A 17,188-nucleotide genomic window follows, 5' to 3' on the forward strand; every position below is an offset into this window, starting at 1 on the left:
GAGGTGACGTGCGTCACATCAGTACCAGCTGTTCTCGTCGGCGGTGGCACTCGACTCGGCCTCGCCGGTGGCCCGGTGGGACAGCGCGGCCACCGCCTCCTCCAGCTCGCGCCGGACGTCGCCCCCGTGCTCGGTCTTCACCGCGATCGCGACCTGGCTGCGGCCGGGGCCGTCGTCGACGACCACCAGCTCGCCCCGGTAACCGCCCTCCTCCCAGGAGATCCGGCGGCCCCCGGTGTCCACCTCCGGCGTCGTCGTCTCCAGGCCGGGCAGGTGCTGGGGCAGGCTCTCGGGGCGCGCCATGAACCCGAACAGCTCATCGGCGGCCATGTCGACCGGGGCCCGGTACTCGTAGCTGGTCATGGCCACCGGGTACCCGCGATCGGGCGGAACGCACGGCCCCACCGGTCGGGTGACCTAGTCGGTGCGCCAGCCCAGCCGGCCGTCCGCGCCCACCAGCGGCTCGCAGTGCCCGAGCCGGCCGCGGTGCTCCAGCGCCGTGGCGATCCGGTCCAGCATCTCGTCCAGCCCGGTCCACTCGGGCTTGACCATCCCGCCCGCCTCGCGGTCCCACTCCACCACGCACCCCGACAGCACGCCCGGCCTCAGGTCCAGCGCCAGCGCGTCACCGCACCCGTCGAACGCTATGGGCAGCCACCGCGGGTGGAAGCCGACCGTCGGCGAGCCCGCCTCGCTGTCCGGGTCCGCGGGCCAGAAGCGCCGCTTCAGCCGCCACGAGCGCAGCGCGTCAGACGGGCCCAGCGGCGTGTAGAAGGGCGGCAGCACCTCGGCGTAGGCCAGGTCGGCGGTGCCGCCGCAGACCGACCACCACGCGCGCAGGTCACCGGGCGGCGCCAGACCGGTCGCGACCTCCAGCGCCTCGACGGCGGAATCGTCCTCCGGCGGCACGAACGCCTCCGCGGTCAAGGGGGCGTGCTCGTCGAGCCACGCCACGATCCTGTCCCAATGGCGCAAAACACCCACCTCCCCATGATCACCTGGTACGGGCGTGCCAGGTACCGCCCATCGGGGCACGGTCTGCCGGATCAGCGCACGCCAGGCGGCCGGATGGGGCAGGATCCCGGCCCGGGAGAACGCGACGAGGGGGCCAGGGGTGGAACGGGGTTTCGACGTCGACACCGCCGCGCTGTCGGCGTACGGCAGCGCGGCGGCCGGGTTGTCGGAGGAGGTCGGCGCGGTCGGCACGTCGACGCTGGCGGGCACGACCTCCGTGGCGGCGGGCAGCTTCGGCGCGCTCGGCGACGAGGTCGGGCTGGGCGCGGCGTTCCAGCGCGCGGCACAGGCCCAGGTGGACGGTGCGGCGGCCGCCGCGACGGCGCTGGCCGGGCTCGCCGGGGCGGCGCGGGACGCGAGCCGCGCCTACGCCGAGCAGGAGGCGGGCAACGCCGCCGACCTCGACCGCGCGTACCGGACCTGACGTGGACGTCGGCGGTTTCCTGGCGGCCCTCGTCCGGCCCATGAAGGACCACCTGGCCAAGCTGGAGGGCGACACCGGCGGCGCCACCCGCGCCGCGGACGCGTTCGGGCGGGCCGCGACCGCCCTGACCGAGGTCGACGGCAGGCACACCGGCGCGGCGAACGCGGCCCTGGCCACCTGGTACGGCGACCGGGCGAACGCGTTCCAGCAGCGGGTGAGCGCCTTCTCCGGCGGCGTGGGCGCGTTGGCGCGCAACGCCACGACCACGCGGCAGGCGGCGGCCGACGCGGTGGCCGCGGTGGACTCCGGCAAGGCCGCGATCCAGGGGCTCGTCGACGAGTTCACCGGCTGGGCGTGGCCCCGGCTGGCGGCGGCCGTGGCCGCGTCGCTGCTGGGCGGGACGGGCGCGGTGCTCGCGGTGGCCGCGGAGGTGACCGCGAAGGCCCGCGAGTACGAGGGCAGGACCGGCCGGGAGCTGGACCGGGTCCGCGCCGAGCTGACCGACGCGGTCACCCGGCTCCAGGGCCTCGCGCGGCCCTCGTTCGACGGGCTGGGCGACCCGCTGGGCGCGGAACCGGGCGGCGGCACGACGTCCACCTCCTCCTCCGCGAACGGCAACGGGAGCTCCCCCGCCGGGCCGGGCGGCAACTCCGGCGGCAACTCCGGGGGCGGCGGCTCCGGGGGCGGCGGTGGCAGCGGCTCCGGGGGCGGCGGTGGCGGCGACCCGGTCGGCCCGCGCCTCCCGGTGGCCGTCCCGCCGCAGCCCGGCACCGGCGTGGGCGTGAACCTGCCCGACGGCAGCAGCGCCGAGGCGCCCAACGAGACCGCCGCGCGGGCCGTGCGCAACGCGCTGTCCGCGCTCGGCACCCCGTACGTCTGGGGCGGCGCGAACCCGCCGCAGGGCACGGACTGCAGCGGCCTGACCCAGTGGGCGTACCAGGGCGCGGGGTTCGACCTCCCCAGGCCCGCGTCGTCGCAGGCCATGGGCGCCTCGGTGCCCCCGGGCCAGCTGCTGCCCGGCGACCTGGTGGTGTGGGACGGGCACGTGGCGATGGTGATCGGCAACGGGCAGGTGGTGGAGGCGGGCGACCCGGTGCAGGTGAACCCGATCCGCACGGACAACATCGGCATGGCCTTCATGGGCTTCTACCGACCGACGGGCTGAGGACGTGGACGAGGCGGAACGGGCGGCCCTGAGGTTCGCGGAGACCGGGCGGCGGGTCGAGGAGCACCTGGCGCGCACGGGACCGGTGCGGGGGCGGGCGTCGTCCCCGGACGGCGCGGTCTCGGTCGTGGCGGCGCCCGGCGGCGCGCCCCAGGAGGTCCGGGTGTCGCCGGCGGCGATCGCCATGGGCCCCCGGGCGCTGGCGGACGAGATCGTGCGCGTGGCCGCGGCGGCGTCCCGCGACGCGGCCGGCCGGGCGCACCGCTCGCTGGAGCGCGTGGCCGACCCGGCGGCGCTGCGGGCGCAGGCCGAGCTCGGGTTCGAGCCCGGTCCCGACACCGACGACTTCGGCGGCCCGTACCTGCGCGGCCCGCGGTGACCCGGGAGGAGCGGCTCGCCGCCGCCGAGGCGCTGACCGGCGTGCTGGCCCGCGTGGTCGGCGCGGCCGAGCACCCCACCGGCCTGGCCCGCGCCACCGCGACCGCCACCGGCGAGCTCACGTCGCTCGACCTGCACCCCGCCGCGCTCGCCCGGGGCCCGGACGCGATCGGCCGGCTGACCGTGGAGACCGCCCGACTCGCGGCGGAGGCCGCGGTGCAGCGCAGCTACGACGAGCTGGCCAAGGCGCTGGGCGACGGCCTGGCCACGGCGGTCGAGGCGTTCGCCGGCCCACCACCCCTCCGGGCCTCCCGAGAGACCCAGCGGGACACCCCGCGGCACCCCTCACCGCACCCCGCACCACCCACCCCGCCACCTGCTCCGGGCACCCCGCCGCGGGCGTCCGGGCAGCCCCCGCGACGCGCCTCGGCCCGCCCCGACCCGACCGGGTCCGGCGATGACGACGACTACTTCGCCGACCCGTTCCGTGGTCAACGGCGGTAGCCCGTGATCGACCCCGTACTCTTGCCCCCGCATGGCAAAGGGGCATGGCGTGACCGGGAGGTCGGATGGCACAGGACATCGTCCCGATCGAGCTGGGGCTCACGCAGGGTGATGTCGTCACCCTCTGGGCACCGCGCTGGCGGGAAGAGGGCGAGGAGTGGGAGGCATTCCTCGGCCACGAGGAGGACCTGTACGCCTTCCCCGACGCCGCGCACCTCGCGGCGTTCGTGCGCAAGGCCGAGGAGCACGACCTGACCGACCACCCGGCGTGGCACGTGGTGCCCGCGCTGACGGTCGGTGAGCTGTCGCCCGACGACAACCACCAGTTCGACCTGGTGGGCGTGCCGGAGCTGGTCGCCGAGGAGCCCGACACCTGGGTGATCGGCGAGCTGGCCGACGTGGTCTCGATCGTGCGGTCGCTGGCGGACGTGTGCGACCTGGAGAAGGTGCACGAGGTCCTGGACTCGGCGGAGGGCTTCGCCCTGCTGCCGCAGGGCACGCTGCCGTTCACCGGGCGCGAGGGCCAGGCGCTGTGGACGGAGCTCTCGCGGGTCGTCTCGGAGAAGTGGGACGAGGTGCTGGACGCGATCGACGAGGTCGTGACCGCGCCGGACGTCGACGAGGCCGCGCTGGCGTCGGCGCGGGAGGAGCTGGCCGCGTTCGAGGAGGCCAACGCCTCCGCGGTGAGCGTCGTCGACGACGACAGCGACGAGGAGTCCGACGGCGAGGAGCCGGTCGGGTTCTGGGGCGAGGTCGGCATCGACCCGATCAAGATCATCACCGGGGCGGGCGAGTACTACACGCTCCGCTGCTACCTGGACGACCAGCCGGTGTTCCTGGGCCGCAAGGGCCGGATCGACGTGTTCGGCTCGCCGCGCGCGCTGGCCCGGTTCATCGTCGAGGCCGACGACAACGACCTCGCCGAGGTGTCCACCTGGGGCGAGCTGGTCACCAAGGCGACCGGCGGCGACCTGGAGGTCGAGGTCGACCCGGACAACGTCTACGTGTTCACCGGCCTGGACGAGGACATCTCCGAGGGGCCGGACGCCGTGGACCCGACGCAGCTCGACCTCGCGGTGGAGCTGCTGGAGGACGCCGGCGAGTGGGCCGGTGACGACGGGGTGAAGGTCCAGCTCAACGGGTCCGAGCGGCTCGGGTGGCTGGTGAACTACGTGCTCAAGCCGGACCCGACGCGGCTGGCGCCGAGCGCGCCGTTCGACGACGAGGTCACCGCCTGGCGCACCCTCGTGGCGCAGTTCGAGGACCGGCTCACGGTCCGCTGATCGGAAGAGGAGGGGGCGGTCCGGTCGGACCGCCCCCTCCCTCACTTCTCCAGGGCCGCGTACGCGGGCTCGACCACGTCCTGGATCAGGGCGCGGCGCTCGTCGTGCGTCAGGAACGCGGCCTTCGCGGCGTTCACGGTGAACGTGCGCAGGTCACCCCAGCCGAAGCCGAAGTGCTCGACCGCCGTGGCGAACTCGCTGGTCATCGAGACGCCGCTCATCAGCCGGTTGTCGGTGTTGAGGGTGACCCGGAAGCCCAGCTCGTGCATCCGCCGGATCGGGTGCTCCGCCAGCGAGGCGACCGCGCCGGTCTGCACGTTCGAGGTGGGGCACATCTCCAGCGCGATCCGCCGGTCCCGCACGTACGCGGCGAGCGGGCCGACCCGGTCGCCGTCGATGTCCTCGGCCAGCCGCACGCCGTGCCCGAGGCGCTCCGCGCCCGCCAGCTGCACGGCCTCCCACGCCGACTCGACGCCCGCGGCCTCGGCCGCGTGGATGGTGAAGTGGGCGTTCCGCTGCCGCAGGTACTCGAACGTGGACAGCTCCCGGCTCGGCGGGAAGCCGGCCTCGGGGCCCGCGATGTCGAAGCCGACCACGCCCGCGTCCCGGTAGCGCACGACCAGGTCGGCGACGCGCTGCCAGCCGTCGTTCTGGCGCATGGCGCACAGCAGCGCGCCGACCCGGATCCGGTCGTCGGAGGCGGCCACGCCCTGCCGGAAGCCCTCCTGCACCGCCTCGACCGCCTGCTCCAGGCTCAGGCCGCGCTCGGTGAACAGCTCGGGGGCGTAGCGGATCTCGGCGTAGACCACGCCGTCGGCGGCCAGGTCCTGGACGGCCTCGGAGGCGACCCGGACCAGCGCCGCCTCGTCCTGCATGACGCCGCAGGTGTGGGCGAAGCCCTCCAGGTAGCGGACCAGCGAGCCGGAGTCGGCGTTGTCGCGGAACCAGGCGCCCAGGGCGACGGGGTCGGTCGTGGGCAGGCCCTGGTGGCCGTGGGCTTCGGCGAGTTCGATCACCGTCTGGGGGCGGAGGCCACCGTCGAGGTGGTCGTGCAGCAGCACCTTGGGCGCGCCGCGCAGGGCCTCCGGGGAAAGCGGGGTCGGCATGGCCGCCACGGTATACCGCCGACACGCCGGGCCGGGCGCCCCGAAACGATCATGTTCCGCTACACTGGGCATACAGTGTGCGCAGAACCACTCGTTCGGGTCTTCCGTCCGCCGTTGTCCAGTCGTGATGCAGAACTTTCCGCTACTACGGCCCCCACTTCGGTCACTCACACGGTGGATGATCACCGCGGACCATCACCGACCCCCTCACAGTTACCCTCGGGTAGGGTCACGCCCCGTAACTCGAACGGACTACACCCGAGGTGGTTCCCCCCAGGGGCTGGTACAGACCGCCGGCCCAACCTGGTTAGGCTCCCGGAGGTCTCCCCTCCCCTGGACGAAGGCACCGAGCCGTGAACGAGAACAACAACTCCACGATGTCCTTCGATCGGATGCGCAACATGCTCACGCGCGCCGCGGAGATCCGTGAGAGCGAGCAGCAGCAGATCTTCGACGCACTGGACGAGATCCACGCGCGGATGTCCCCGCTCGAATCGCTGGGTTCCGTTCGCAAGCGCCTGTCCGAGCTGCCCGACCGGACCGAGGTCAGCGTGCTGGCCGAGCGGCTGGACGAGGCGCTCTCCAGGTTGGAGGCCCAGGACAACGCGGTGCAGGGCATCGGGAGGGCCGTCGACGGCCTGGTCGACAAGCTGGCCAAGCCGTTCGCCCAGCTCGACGGCCGGCTCGACGGCGTGACCGGCCGGTTCGAGGGCGTGGCGGGCCGCATGGACGGCCTGGAGGACAAGCTCTCCCACATCCACAAGCGCATCGACGACCTGGAACTGCACCTCGACAAGCAGGACACCAAGGTCGACCAGGTCCCGGGCGCCGTCACCGCGCCGCTGCGCGAGCGGCTGGAGGTCCTGGAGGCGGCCCTGCGCAGCCGGCTCGACGAGGTGGACGAGGGCGTGCACGAGCACCTCGACGGCACCCGCGAGGCGCTCCAGCGCTCCCTCACCGACTCGACCAACGCCCTGCACGGCCGCCTCGACGAGACCAGGGACAACCTCAACACCACCCGCGACGGCCTGCACAGCGCCCTGACCGACACGCGCAACGGCCTGCACACCTCGCTGACCGAAACCCGCGACGGCCTCCACGGCGCACTGGCCGACACCCGCTCCACCATCACCGGCAAGGTCGACGAGGCCCGCGAGTCGCTGCACGCGGCCCTGGACGAGACCCGCGACCACGTCGACGCCACCGACCGCCTCGAAGCCCTGGCCCAGCGCCTGGAGCAGGTCACCTCGCGCCTCGACACCATGACCACGCGCCTGGACTCCGTGGAGGACGACTTCGCCTCCCGCCTGGCCGAGCTGACCGGCGTGGTCGAGCAGGGCATCAACAAGGTGGACAGCACCCTGTCCTCCCGCCCGGACGCCGACGCCCTGGCCACGATGGTCCGCAGGAGCAACCAGGAATCCGAGCTCCGCATCGGCGGCCAACTGGACGAGGCCATGGCGACCTTCGCCGAACTCATCCTCGGCGGTGGCTCCCCCACCCCGCCCCCGCCGCCCACCGCCCTCCCGCGCCCCCAGCGGCGCACCCGCAAGAACGGCCCGAAGACGGACAACCGCAACGTGGACGACGACGACCTCACCGCCGAAGGCGCCTGAGACAGCACGACAAGGGCCCGGTCGCGTTGTGCGACCGGGCCCTTTCGCGTTGTCCCAGGCCAAAACGCCACCGCACAGGCGTCCTGAACGTAGAACTCACCCGTCCCGAACGTTCGACACGATGGTCCCGAACGTTCGACTCGCGTGTCCTGAACGCTGAACTCACCGGTCCTGGACGTACGACACGCGAGGTCTGAACGTACGACTCGCGCGAGCGTTCACCAAGACCGGTGATCAGGAGCGGACGGTGTCGATCACCAGGGGGCCGCGCGCCACCGGCGCCTCACCCACCGACCAGCACCCGTCCAGAGCCTCCAGAGCCCCGTCCAGAGCCCCGGCCGAGTCCGTGTACAGCTCCAGCAGCGGCTGACCGGCGGCAACCGGCTCCCCGGGCTTGACCAGGCACAGCACCCCAGCGCCACCCTGCACCGGGTCCTCCTTGCGAGCCCGCCCGGCCCCCAACCGCCAGGCCGCGACCCCCACCGCGTAAGCGTCCAGCGAGACCAGGTACCCGTCCGCCTCCGCCGTCACCACGTGCTTGTGCCGCCCGCGGCGCAGCGGAGCCTCCGGATCACCCCCCTGCGCCCGGATCATCCGGGCCCAGGTCTCGTACGCCTCGCCCGAGGCCAGCACCTCAGCCGGGTCGACCGACGAGAGCCCCACCGCCGACAGCATCTCCCGCGCCAGCGCCACGGTCAGCTCGACCACGTCGGCAGGCCCACCACCGCGCAGGACCTCGACCGACTCCTCGACCTCCACCGCGTTGCCCACCGCGCGCCCCAGCGGCACGGACATGTCCGTCAGCAGCGCCGACACCCGCACCCCGTGGTCCACGCCGATCGACACGAGCGCCGAAGCCAGCTCCCGCGCCCGCTCCAGCGACTTCATGAACGCGCCGGACCCGACCTTCACGTCCAGCACCAGCGCCGAAGCGCCCTCCGCGATCTTCTTCGACATGATCGACGAGGCGATCAGCGGGATGGACTCGACCGTCCCCGTCACGTCCCGCAGCGCGTAGAGCTTCCGGTCGGCGGGCGCCAACCCCTCCGTGGCCGCGCACACGACCGCGCCCACCGAGCGCAGCTGCGCCACCACCTCGTCCACGGACAGCCGCGCCCGCCACCCGGGGATGGACTCCAGCTTGTCCAGCGTCCCGCCGGTGTGCCCGAGCCCGCGCCCCGACAGCTGCGGCACGGCCGCGCCGCACGCCGCCACCAGGGGCGCCAGCGGCAGGGTGATCTTGTCGCCCACCCCGCCCGTCGAGTGCTTGTCCACGGTGGGCCGCCCGACGTCGAGCGACAGCCGCTCGCCGGAGTTCACCATGGCCCGCGTCCAGCGCGCCGTTTCCCGGGCGTCCATCCCGTTGAGGTAGATCGCCATGGCCAGCGCCGACATCTGCTCGTCCGCGACCAGCCCGCGCGTGTAGGCGTCGACCACCCAGTCGATGTGGGCGTCGGTCAGCGCCCCGCCGTCCCGCTTGACCCGGATCACGTCCACGGCCGAGTAGCTCACGGCAGGTCCTCCGGTCCGAACGCGTCGGGCAGCACGGCGCTCATCGGCAGCACGCCCGAGGGCGTGTCCACCTCGCACCCGGCCCCGCCCAGCTCGTAGATGATCTGCCGGCACCGCCCGCAGGGCATGAGCAGCTCGCCCGCGCCGCTCCGGCAGGCCAACGCCACCAACCGCCCCCCGCCGGTCAGGAAGAACTGACCGGCCAGGGTGCACTCGGCGCACAACCCCACCCCGTAGGCGGCGTTCTCGACGTTGCACCCGACCACGACCCGCCCGTCCGAGCAGACCGCCGCCGCACCCACCCGCAACCCGGAGTACGGGCAGTAAGCGGCCTGAGCGGCCTCGACGGCCCGCTCCCGCAGCGCGACCCAGTCGACAACAGCGACGTCACCCACGGCGGTACACCACGCCGTCGGCCGCGGGCATCCGCAACCGCTGCGAAGCCACCGCCAGCACGATCAACGTCACCAGGTGCGGCGCGTAGGTCGTCAGCTCGGACGGCACCTCGTCCACCGAGTAGTACACCGCGTACAGCGCGCCACCCGCGACCACGCCCATCGCCGCCGCGAACCACCGCCGCCGGACCAGTTGCCACACCACGATCACGGCCAGCAGCAGCACCGCGCCGTACACCAGCGCCAGGAACGTCGCCCCGCCGGACCGCAGCTGCAACCCGTCCGCGTAACCGAACAGCGCCGCGCCGCCCAGCAGCCCACCGGGCCGCCAGTTGCCGAAGATCAGCGCCGCCAGGCCGATGAACCCGCGCCCGTTGGTCTGGCCCTCCAGGTAGCCGGGCTGACCGGGGTTGAGCACCAGCGCCGCGCCGCCGATGCCGGCCAGCGCGCCCGACCCGATCACCGCGACGTACTTGTAGAGGTACACGTTCACGCCCAGCGACTCGGCCGCCACCGGGTTCTCGCCGCACGACCGCAGCCGCAGCCCGAACCGGGTCCGCCACAGCACCAGGTAGCTGCCCACCACCAGCAGCACGGCCAGCATGGTCAGCGGCGACACGCCGGTCACCAGCCCGCGCAGGATGCCGGCGACGTCGGACAGCCCGACCCGCTGCTCGTCCTCCAGCCGCCCGAGCCAGTCCGACAGCCCCGCCGCCGAGTAGGTGTCGAACTTGGGCACCGCCGGCGACTCGCGCGGGTTGTCCGACAGCGGGAAGAAGATCAGCGTGGACAGGTACTTGGTCAGCCCCGCCCCGAGCAGGTTGATCGCCACACCGGACACGATGTGGTTCACCCCGAAGGTCACGGTCGCGATGGCGTGCAGCAGCCCGCCCAGCGCGCCGAACACGGCGGCCGACACCAGCGCGGCCCACGGCCCCCACTGGTAGCCGCCCCAGGCCGCGCCCCACGTGCCCATGATCATCATGCCTTCGAGGCCGATGTTCACCACGCCCGCGCGCTCGGCCCACAGACCACCGAGGGCGGCCAGCAGGATGGGGAGCGCCAGCCGCACGGCCGTCTGGATGGTCCCGGTGGACGTCAGCTGCGGCACGCCCGTCAGGTACGAGGTCGTCGACAGCAGCACCACCGCGCCCGCGACGCCGAGCGCGCCGACGGCCCACCCGGGGATCTTCCGGCTCTTCCGGGGCGTCGGCAGGGTCGCGGGGGCCTCGGACGGATTCATCAACGAAGTACTCACGCGGCACCCACCGTCCCGAGCTCCCGACCGACCCGGCGCTGCTGCGCGACCAGCTCGAACCGGCGAACCACCTCGTACGCGACCACGACCGACAGCACGATCGCGCCCTGCATGATCGTCACGATCTCCCGCGGCACGCCCACGTTGTCCAGCGCGAGGCCCGACTTGTCCAGGAACGCCCACAGCAGCGCGCCGAACGCGATGCCACCGGGGTGGTTGCGCCCCAGCAGCGCGATCGCGATGCCGGAGAAGCCGATGCCCGCGGGGAAGTTCAGGTTGTAGGTGTGGTCGCGCCCGAGGATCTCGGGCATCGACACCAGACCCGCGATGCCGCCGGACAGCAGCATCGCGATCATGATCATCTTCTTGGCGCTCACGCCACCCGCGGCCGCCGCCGTGCTGGACTCGCCGGACGCGCGCAGCTCGAAGCCGAACCGGGTCCGGTTCATCATCACCCAGTACCCGACGCCCAGCGCCGCGGCCAGGAAGACCAGGCCGAACACCGTCCCGGACGACCCGAACGAGATCCCGGGCACCCACCCGCTCTCCGGGATCTCCGGGGTGCGGATGTTGTTGCCGCGCAGCTCGCCGAAGACGTCGTCGCCGATCAGGTAGGCGGCCAGGCCCAGCGCCAGCCCGTTCATCATGATGGTCGAGATGACCTCGTTGACGCCCCGCGTCACCTTCAGCACCGCCGGGACCGCGGCCCACAGGGCGCCGACCACCGCGGCCGTCAGGACGATCACCAGCGCGTGGATGCCGGGCGGCAGCACGATGGACCCGCCGACCACGGCCGCGACGACCGCCGCGACCCGGTACTGGCCCTCGACGCCGATGTTGAACAGGTTCATCTGGAACCCGATCGCCACCGCCAGCGCCGCGATGTAGTAGGTCCCCGTGCTGTTGACGATGTCCACGGCGGTGGTGCCCTGACCGACCTGCGACACCATCGCGCCGAAGGCCCGCAGCGGGTTCGCACCCGACACGAGCAGCGCGACGCCGCACAGCAGGGCGGAGAACAGGATCGCCAGCACGGGCGGCAGCAGTTTGCCGCGCAGAATTCCCATCAGTCGCCTTCCACTTCCGCGGCCGACCTCGGCGCGCCCGCGGCGGTGGCCCCGGGTACGTCCCCGACCCCACCCGCGCCGGCGCCCGCGCCCGCACCCACACCCGCGCCGGTCATCGCGCTGCCCAGGTCCTCGGGCGTCACCGTCGCCGGGTCCGCGTCGGCCACCAGCCGCCCGCGCAGCATCACCTTGATGGTGTCCGACAGGCCGATCAGCTCGTCCAGGTCCGCCGAGATCAGCAGCACCGCCAGGCCGCGCGCGCGGGCCTTCTTGATCTCTTCCCAGATCAGCGCCTGCGCGCCCACGTCCACGCCGCGCGTCGGGTGCGAGGCGATGAGCAGCACCGGGTCGCCGGACAGCTCGCGCCCCACCACCAGCTTCTGCTGGTTGCCGCCGGACAGCGCGGCCGCGGTCACGTCGATGCCCGGCGTGCGGACGTCGAACTCCGCGACGATCCGCTCGGTGTCCTTCTTCGCGCCCGGCAGGTCCAGCCAGGCGCCCCTCGCCGTCGGCCGGCGCGTCTGGTAGCCCAGGATGCGGTTCGCCCACAGCGGCTGGGTCAGCAGCAGCCCCTGCCGGTGGCGGTCCTCCGGCACGTAGCCGATGCCCGCCTCGCGCCGGGCCAGCGTGCCCGCGCGGCTCAGGTCGCGGTCGCCCAGCGACACCCGGCCGTGGTGGGCCCGGCGAATCCCCATGATCGTCTCGACCAGCTCGGTCTGCCCGTTGCCCTCGACGCCCGCGATGCCCACGACCTCGCCCGCGCGCACCACCAGGTCGATGCGGTCCAGGACGGGCCTGGTGCCCTCCTCGGCCACCAGGCCCAGGTTCTCCACCCGCAGCACCACGCGGTCGGTCACGGTCGACTCGCGGGTCTCCGGGCTGGGCAGCTCGCTGCCGACCATCATCTCGGCCAGCTCCCGCGAGCTCACCGACCTCGGGTCGGCCGTGCCCACGGTCGTGCCGCGGCGGATCACCGTGACCGAGTCGGCGATGGCGCGCACCTCGTCGAGCTTGTGCGAGATGAACAGGAACGTGAAGCCCTGCTCCCGCATACCGCGCAGGGTGGCGAACAGCTCGTCCACCTCCTGGGGCACGAGCACCGCGGTCGGCTCGTCCAGGATGATCACGCGCGCGCCGCGGTAGAGGACCTTGAGGATCTCCACCCGCTGCCGGTCGGCCACGCCGAGCCGCTCGACCAGCACGTCCGGGTCCACGGTCAGGCCGGTCGACCCCGCCAGCTCCTGGATGCGCCGGCGCGCCCGGCCGCCGATGCCGTGCAGCGACTCCGCGCCGAGCACGACGTTCTCCTGCACGGTGAGGTTGTCGGCCAGCATGAAGTGCTGGTGGACCATGCCGATGCCCGCCTTGATGGCGTCGGCGGGGGTGCGGAACCGGACCTGCCTGCCGCCCACCTCGATGGTGCCCTCGTCGGGGTGCTGCATCCCGTACAGGATCTTCATCAGGGTGGACTTGCCGGCGCCGTTCTCGCCGCACAGCGCGTGCACCTCGCCGGCCTGGACGCTCAGGTGGACGTCGCTGTTGGCGACGACCCCCGGGAAGCGCTTGGTGATGCCCGACAGGACGACGGCGGGGGTGGTGGTGCTCATGGAAGCTCCGTCTCGTCTCCGGCCGCGGGGCCGGGGCTGACCACGCACTGGGCCCCGCGAGGGTGCTCGCAGGGCCCAGTGCGCCGGAGGCCGGATGTGGTTACAGGCTGTCCTTGACCTTGATCTCGCCCTTGATGATCTGGGCCTTGTAGCCCTCCAGCACCGCCTGGAGGTCGGCGTCGAGCTTGCCGCCGGAGGTGGAGTAGCCCACGCCGTCGACGGACAGGTCGAAGATCTTCGGCAGGCTCGCCAGGTCGTTCTTGGCCACCGCGCCGACGAAGTCGTACACCGCGACGTCGACCCGCTTGAGCATGGACGAGATGATCACGTCCTTGGACTCGGCGACCGTGGTCTGGTTGTACTGGTCGGCGTCGACGCCGATGGCCAGGGCGTTGCCCGTCTTGGCCGCGGAGAACACGCCCTTGCCGGACGCGCCGGCCGCGTGGTAGAGCACGTCCGCGCCCGACTCGATCTGGCCGGTCGCGGCCTCCTGGCCCTTGGCCGGGTCCTGGAAACCGGTGAAGTCGCCGGCCGGGGTCAGGTACTTGCGCTCGATCTTGATGTCCGGCGCGGCGGCCTGGGCGCCCTGCTCGAAGCCCGCATCGAACTTCTTGATCAGCGGGATCTCGACGCCGCCGACGAAGCCGACGTGGCACGCCTTGGACCGGTAGGCGGCGATGACGCCGGCCAGGAAGGAGCCCTGCTCCTCGGCGAACAGCAGCGGGGTGACGTTGGTCGCGCCCTCGACCGCGCCGTCCACGATGGCGAACTTGACGTTCGGGAACTCCGGCCCGACGACGCCCAGCGACTCGGCGTAGGCGAAGCCGACCCCGATGATCGGGTTGTAGCCCTCGCTCGCCAGCTGGCGCAGGCGGGTCAGCTTGGCGTCCTCCGGCTCGTTCGGGGCGGCGGTCAGCTCCTTGAGGTTCTCCGGCTTGATGCCGAAGTCGGCCTTGGCCTTGTCCAGGCCGGCCGCGGCGGAGTCGTTGAACGACGCGTCACCCCGGCCGCCGATGTCGTAGGCGAGGCCGACCTTGAGGGCGCTGCCGTCGATCTTCTCGTCGGAAGCGGCGGCGCTGGAGGTCGCCGCGGCGGCGGCAGGCGGCTTGGCGGCCAGCTTGCACCCCTCGGCGTTGTCCGACCCGGAGCCGGTGTTGCTCCCACCGGTGTCCTTGGCACACGCGGCCATCGACAGAACGCTGGTCAGCGCGATCGCGGTCACCGCGAGGCCACGCATTCGAGGACGCACAGCTCGTCTCCCTCCCTGCTCAGCGAGCAGACTTCCCCGACGGCGTAGTCGGGTTCCGAGTGGCGAACCGTACCCCTTGGTAATGACACCCGCGCACGTACCGGTCCGCACGTGACCTAATCGTTGGTGCCCCCGCGCCGGACCGCCACTCGGGGTGATCCTCCGACTTCCAAGTGTCGTAGCCGGTCACGGAGAGTGAGATGGTGAACCGGCGGGGGTGTCCGTTCGTAGGCCCGGGTGGAGGTCGGGACCAACGGCGGGGTCCCGGCCTCCGCGTTCGACGTGCCCCGGGCACCGCGCCGCCGAGGCCCCGGTTCGGACCTCCGCAGGTTTAGCCCGTTGGTGGCGCGTTGGGCCGGCGTTGGCGACTCCGGGTGGACTCCCACACTGCACCGGTATCCACCCCAGGAGGTTGACCTTGGACCCCCAGCAGTGGCTCGACAACTTCGAGGCCAAGCTGGCCGACCTGCAGCGCAAGTCGGCGGACCTCCAGGACAACCTGGCGAACTCCCAGGCCACCGCGTCCAGCCCGGACGGCTCGGTCACCGTCACCGTCGGCCCCAACGGCGGCCTGGTGAACATCCAGCTCGGCCACCGCGCCACGGACCTGGGCCCGGCACGCCTCACCGCGCTGATCATGCAGACCGCCGGCGCCGCGCAGAAGCAGGCCGCGCAGAAGGTGCTCGCCGCGTTCGAGCCGCTCGGCGAGGGCACCGAGGCGTTGCGGATGGTGAGCGACGCCATCCCGGACGACGACGTGCCCGCGGCCGACGACCGCGACTACGTGGAACCCGAACCCGAGCCCGAACCCGAGCCGGCGCGCCCCGCCCCGGCGTTCCACGCCCAGCAGGCACGGCCGCCGTCGCGGCCGGCGCGCGGTTCGCGCCCGGCCGACGACGAGGACGACGACAACCAGCCCTGGTGACCAGGAAGGCCGAGGACCATGACCGCCCCCGAGACCCCCATCGACGCGCCTCCCGGGATGGAGATCACCGAGGAGAACAAGTTCAAGGGCTCGCTGTTCATCTCGGCGTGGGACGAGATGATCACCACCATCGGCAAGGACGCCGAGACCGAGACCGAGAAGGCGCTGGACATCACCTTCGCCGCGATCGGCACGGCCTCGTCGATGGCCATGCTGGCGGTGGACCCGTTCGGCACGATCCTCGGCGCGGGCATCGGCTGGCTGATCGAGCACGTGACCTTCCTCAAAGAGCCGCTCGACATGCTCATGGGTGACCCCGACGACATCAACGCCAACGTCGAGGCCACCAAGGCGCGGGCCGCCGAGCTGCGCGTGCTCGCCGAGGACCACCGCGGCGGCCTGGCCACCTTCGACGGGTGGAGCGGCGCGTCGTCGGAGGCGTTCAAGACCAACATGGACAGCATGGGCCAGGAGCTGGACTCGCTGGCCAACGCGGTCGAGCAGAAGGCGAAGATCGTCGCCATCTGCGGCGTGCTGGTGCAGGTGCTGCGCGACATCGTCCGAGACCTGATCGCCCAGCTGCTCGGGTCGCTGCTGGCGGGCGCGATCGCGGCGGCCGCGGCGGCGTTCTTCACCTTCGGCGCCTCGATCGCGGCGTTCATCGGCTTCGCGATCGGCAAGGCGGTGGCGCTGGGCGTGAACATCGCGTCCCGGATCGCCCGCCTCACCGCCGCGCTGGCCCGGCAGATGGGCCGGATCAAGAACCTCGACGACATCACCGAGAAGATCGGCAAGGGCTGGAACCGGTTCGAGAACGTCGCCGACGTGGCCGAGGTCAGCTACGAGTCCTGGAAGGCGCAGAAGGGCGTCGACCGCAAGATCGAGGACGCGCTGGCCGAGGACGCGGCGAACGACAAGGTCACCGAGGCCAACGACAGGGCCAACGCGGCGAACGAGAAGTACAACCAGGCCAAGGAGGCGGAGAACAAGGCCGCCGAGGAGGCGTCGAAGGCCAACGAGGCGCTGAACACCGCCTCGCAGAAGGCCGGTGACGCCAACACCCGGGCCGGTGCCGCCGTCGAGGAGGCCAACGCCGCCGCCGCGCGCGGCGACCAGGCCGCCTACAACTCCGCGATGGCCAGGTACGAGACGGCGAAGGCCGAGGCGGACCTGGCCCGCGCCGACGCCGCCAAGGCCGCGGAGACCGCCGCGAAGGAGAGCCGCGAGCTCGCCGACGCGGCCAGGTCCAGCCAGGACGCGCTGACCGCGGCCAAGCCCGCCGACGAGGCCGCCAAGGCCGCGTACGAGGAGCACAAGCGCAACAACCCCGGCCAGGACGACCCCGGGCGCACCGCCGCCGAGAACGACATGTCCGGCAAGAACGACGCGGCCAAGGAGGCGAACGCCCGCTACGAGCAGGCGAACGTGGACGCCTCGGCCGCCAACGCGGCCGCCGCCGAGGCCAACGCCAAGGCGTTCGCGTCCGGCAGCGACGCGGACATCAAGACCGCCGAGGAGGCGTCGCGCAAGGCCGAGGAGGCCGGTCTCAAGGCGGAGCAGGCGGTGCGCGACGCGGAGTCCGCGAACGAGGCGGCGAAGTCGAGCTACGAGGCTTACGAGTCGAAGTACTCCCAGCCGTCGTCCGCCGACGCGCAGAGCCCCTCGGTCAACGTCTAAGTCCAGGA

Annotated in this window: 17 protein-coding genes; 8 read left to right on the forward strand and 9 right to left on the reverse strand. The window is 72.8% G+C overall.

The window, feature by feature from the left end; genetic code table 11:
- Positions 1-18: 18 nt before the first annotated feature.
- Positions 19-363 carry an SRPBCC family protein gene (locus ACFP3R_RS09600; RefSeq protein ID WP_380634771.1) on the reverse strand — a complete coding sequence of 115 codons (345 nt, stop codon included), beginning with the start codon at positions 361-363 and terminating at the stop codon, positions 19-21.
- A gap of 54 nt (positions 364-417) precedes the next feature.
- Positions 418-975, reverse strand: coding sequence for an SMI1/KNR4 family protein (locus tag ACFP3R_RS09605; RefSeq protein ID WP_380634773.1), 558 nt, complete (start codon positions 973-975; stop codon positions 418-420).
- A 139-nt stretch (positions 976-1,114) separates the two neighbouring features.
- Here ACFP3R_RS09605 and ACFP3R_RS09610 point away from each other — a divergent pair, with 139 nt between their 5' ends.
- The 5 genes from ACFP3R_RS09610 to ACFP3R_RS09630 all read left to right on the forward strand — a co-directional run bounded on the left by ACFP3R_RS09610 (position 1,115) and on the right by ACFP3R_RS09630 (position 4,768).
- Positions 1,115-1,438 (forward strand): hypothetical protein, encoded by a 324-nt coding sequence (locus tag ACFP3R_RS09610; protein WP_380634775.1) that lies wholly within the window; start codon positions 1,115-1,117, stop codon positions 1,436-1,438.
- Position 1,439: 1 nt separating this feature from the next.
- Complete coding sequence (locus ACFP3R_RS09615) at positions 1,440-2,603, forward strand: C40 family peptidase (RefSeq protein ID WP_380634776.1); 1,164 nt, start codon at positions 1,440-1,442, stop codon at positions 2,601-2,603.
- 4 nt (positions 2,604-2,607) lie between these two features.
- Positions 2,608-2,982 carry a hypothetical protein gene (locus ACFP3R_RS09620; RefSeq protein ID WP_380634777.1) on the forward strand — a complete coding sequence of 125 codons (375 nt, stop codon included), beginning with the start codon at positions 2,608-2,610 and terminating at the stop codon, positions 2,980-2,982.
- On the forward strand, positions 2,979-3,485 hold the full coding sequence (locus tag ACFP3R_RS09625) for a hypothetical protein (RefSeq protein WP_380634778.1): 507 nt from the start codon (positions 2,979-2,981) through the stop codon (positions 3,483-3,485). The genes ACFP3R_RS09620 and ACFP3R_RS09625 overlap by 4 nt, the downstream gene beginning before the upstream one ends.
- A 65-nt stretch (positions 3,486-3,550) precedes the next feature.
- Positions 3,551-4,768 carry a primosomal protein gene (locus ACFP3R_RS09630; RefSeq protein ID WP_380634780.1) on the forward strand — a complete coding sequence of 406 codons (1,218 nt, stop codon included), beginning with the start codon at positions 3,551-3,553 and terminating at the stop codon, positions 4,766-4,768.
- Between the two features lie 41 nt (positions 4,769-4,809).
- Here ACFP3R_RS09630 and ACFP3R_RS09635 read toward each other — a convergent pair whose 3' ends face one another.
- Complete coding sequence (locus ACFP3R_RS09635; protein ID WP_380634782.1) at positions 4,810-5,874, reverse strand: adenosine deaminase; 1,065 nt, start codon at positions 5,872-5,874, stop codon at positions 4,810-4,812.
- A 392-nt stretch (positions 5,875-6,266) separates the two neighbouring features.
- On the opposite strand from ACFP3R_RS09635, the gene ACFP3R_RS09640 reads away from it, so the two are divergent.
- The gene (locus ACFP3R_RS09640; protein ID WP_380634979.1) at positions 6,267-7,490 is read left to right on the forward strand and encodes a hypothetical protein; all 1,224 of its coding nucleotides are present in this window, start codon (positions 6,267-6,269) and stop codon (positions 7,488-7,490) included.
- Positions 7,491-7,724: 234 nt separating this feature from the next.
- Here ACFP3R_RS09640 and ACFP3R_RS09645 read toward each other — a convergent pair whose 3' ends face one another.
- The 6 genes from ACFP3R_RS09645 to ACFP3R_RS09670 form a co-directional block, all read right to left on the reverse strand.
- The gene (locus ACFP3R_RS09645; RefSeq protein ID WP_380634783.1) at positions 7,725-9,002 is read right to left on the reverse strand and encodes a thymidine phosphorylase; all 1,278 of its coding nucleotides are present in this window, start codon (positions 9,000-9,002) and stop codon (positions 7,725-7,727) included.
- Complete coding sequence (locus tag ACFP3R_RS09650; protein ID WP_380634785.1) at positions 8,999-9,397, reverse strand: cytidine deaminase; 399 nt, start codon at positions 9,395-9,397, stop codon at positions 8,999-9,001. Before ACFP3R_RS09650 ends, ACFP3R_RS09645 begins: the two co-directional genes overlap by 4 nt.
- Positions 9,390-10,640, reverse strand: coding sequence for an ABC transporter permease (locus ACFP3R_RS09655; protein ID WP_380634787.1), 1,251 nt, complete (start codon positions 10,638-10,640; stop codon positions 9,390-9,392). Before ACFP3R_RS09655 ends, ACFP3R_RS09650 begins: the two co-directional genes overlap by 8 nt.
- 11 nt (positions 10,641-10,651) lie before the next feature.
- Positions 10,652-11,722, reverse strand: coding sequence for an ABC transporter permease (locus tag ACFP3R_RS09660; protein ID WP_380634788.1), 1,071 nt, complete (start codon positions 11,720-11,722; stop codon positions 10,652-10,654).
- Complete coding sequence (locus ACFP3R_RS09665; RefSeq protein WP_380634790.1) at positions 11,722-13,329, reverse strand: ABC transporter ATP-binding protein; 1,608 nt, start codon at positions 13,327-13,329, stop codon at positions 11,722-11,724. The genes ACFP3R_RS09660 and ACFP3R_RS09665 overlap by 1 nt, the downstream gene beginning before the upstream one ends.
- A gap of 100 nt (positions 13,330-13,429) precedes the next feature.
- A complete protein-coding gene (locus ACFP3R_RS09670) occupies positions 13,430-14,566 on the reverse strand; it encodes a BMP family lipoprotein (RefSeq protein WP_380634792.1) in 1,137 nt (378 codons plus the stop codon).
- 430 nt (positions 14,567-14,996) lie between these two features.
- Here ACFP3R_RS09670 and ACFP3R_RS09675 point away from each other — a divergent pair, with 430 nt between their 5' ends.
- Both ACFP3R_RS09675 and ACFP3R_RS09680 read left to right on the forward strand, forming a co-directional pair.
- A complete protein-coding gene (locus ACFP3R_RS09675) occupies positions 14,997-15,503 on the forward strand; it encodes a YbaB/EbfC family nucleoid-associated protein (protein ID WP_380634794.1) in 507 nt (168 codons plus the stop codon).
- Positions 15,504-15,521: 18 nt separating this feature from the next.
- Positions 15,522-17,180 carry a hypothetical protein gene (locus tag ACFP3R_RS09680; RefSeq protein WP_380634796.1) on the forward strand — a complete coding sequence of 553 codons (1,659 nt, stop codon included), beginning with the start codon at positions 15,522-15,524 and terminating at the stop codon, positions 17,178-17,180.
- Positions 17,181-17,188: the final 8 nt, after the last annotated feature.

Origin of the sequence: Saccharothrix lopnurensis, from assembly GCF_042658445.1 — a bacterium.
GTDB lineage: Bacteria > Actinomycetota > Actinomycetes > Mycobacteriales > Pseudonocardiaceae > Actinosynnema > Actinosynnema lopnurensis.

Bases quoted from the DNA above. Each gene is read 5' to 3' on its own strand.
- ACFP3R_RS09635 (WP_380634782.1), bottom strand. From the start codon at position 5,874: ATGCCGACCCCGCTTTCCCCGGAGGCCCTGCGCGGCGCGCCCAAGGTG.
- ACFP3R_RS09600 (WP_380634771.1), bottom strand. From the start codon at position 363: ATGACCAGCTACGAGTACCGGGCCCCGGTCGACATGGCCGCCGATGAG.
- ACFP3R_RS09665 (WP_380634790.1), bottom strand. From the start codon at position 13,329: ATGAGCACCACCACCCCCGCCGTCGTCCTGTCGGGCATCACCAAGCGC.
- ACFP3R_RS09640 (WP_380634979.1), top strand. From the start codon at position 6,267: ATGCGCAACATGCTCACGCGCGCCGCGGAGATCCGTGAGAGCGAGCAG.
- ACFP3R_RS09680 (WP_380634796.1), top strand. From the start codon at position 15,522: ATGACCGCCCCCGAGACCCCCATCGACGCGCCTCCCGGGATGGAGATC.
- ACFP3R_RS09630 (WP_380634780.1), top strand. From the start codon at position 3,551: ATGGCACAGGACATCGTCCCGATCGAGCTGGGGCTCACGCAGGGTGAT.
- ACFP3R_RS09670 (WP_380634792.1), bottom strand. From the start codon at position 14,566: ATGCGTGGCCTCGCGGTGACCGCGATCGCGCTGACCAGCGTTCTGTCG.
- ACFP3R_RS09655 (WP_380634787.1), bottom strand. From the start codon at position 10,640: ATGAATCCGTCCGAGGCCCCCGCGACCCTGCCGACGCCCCGGAAGAGC.
- ACFP3R_RS09660 (WP_380634788.1), bottom strand. From the start codon at position 11,722: ATGGGAATTCTGCGCGGCAAACTGCTGCCGCCCGTGCTGGCGATCCTG.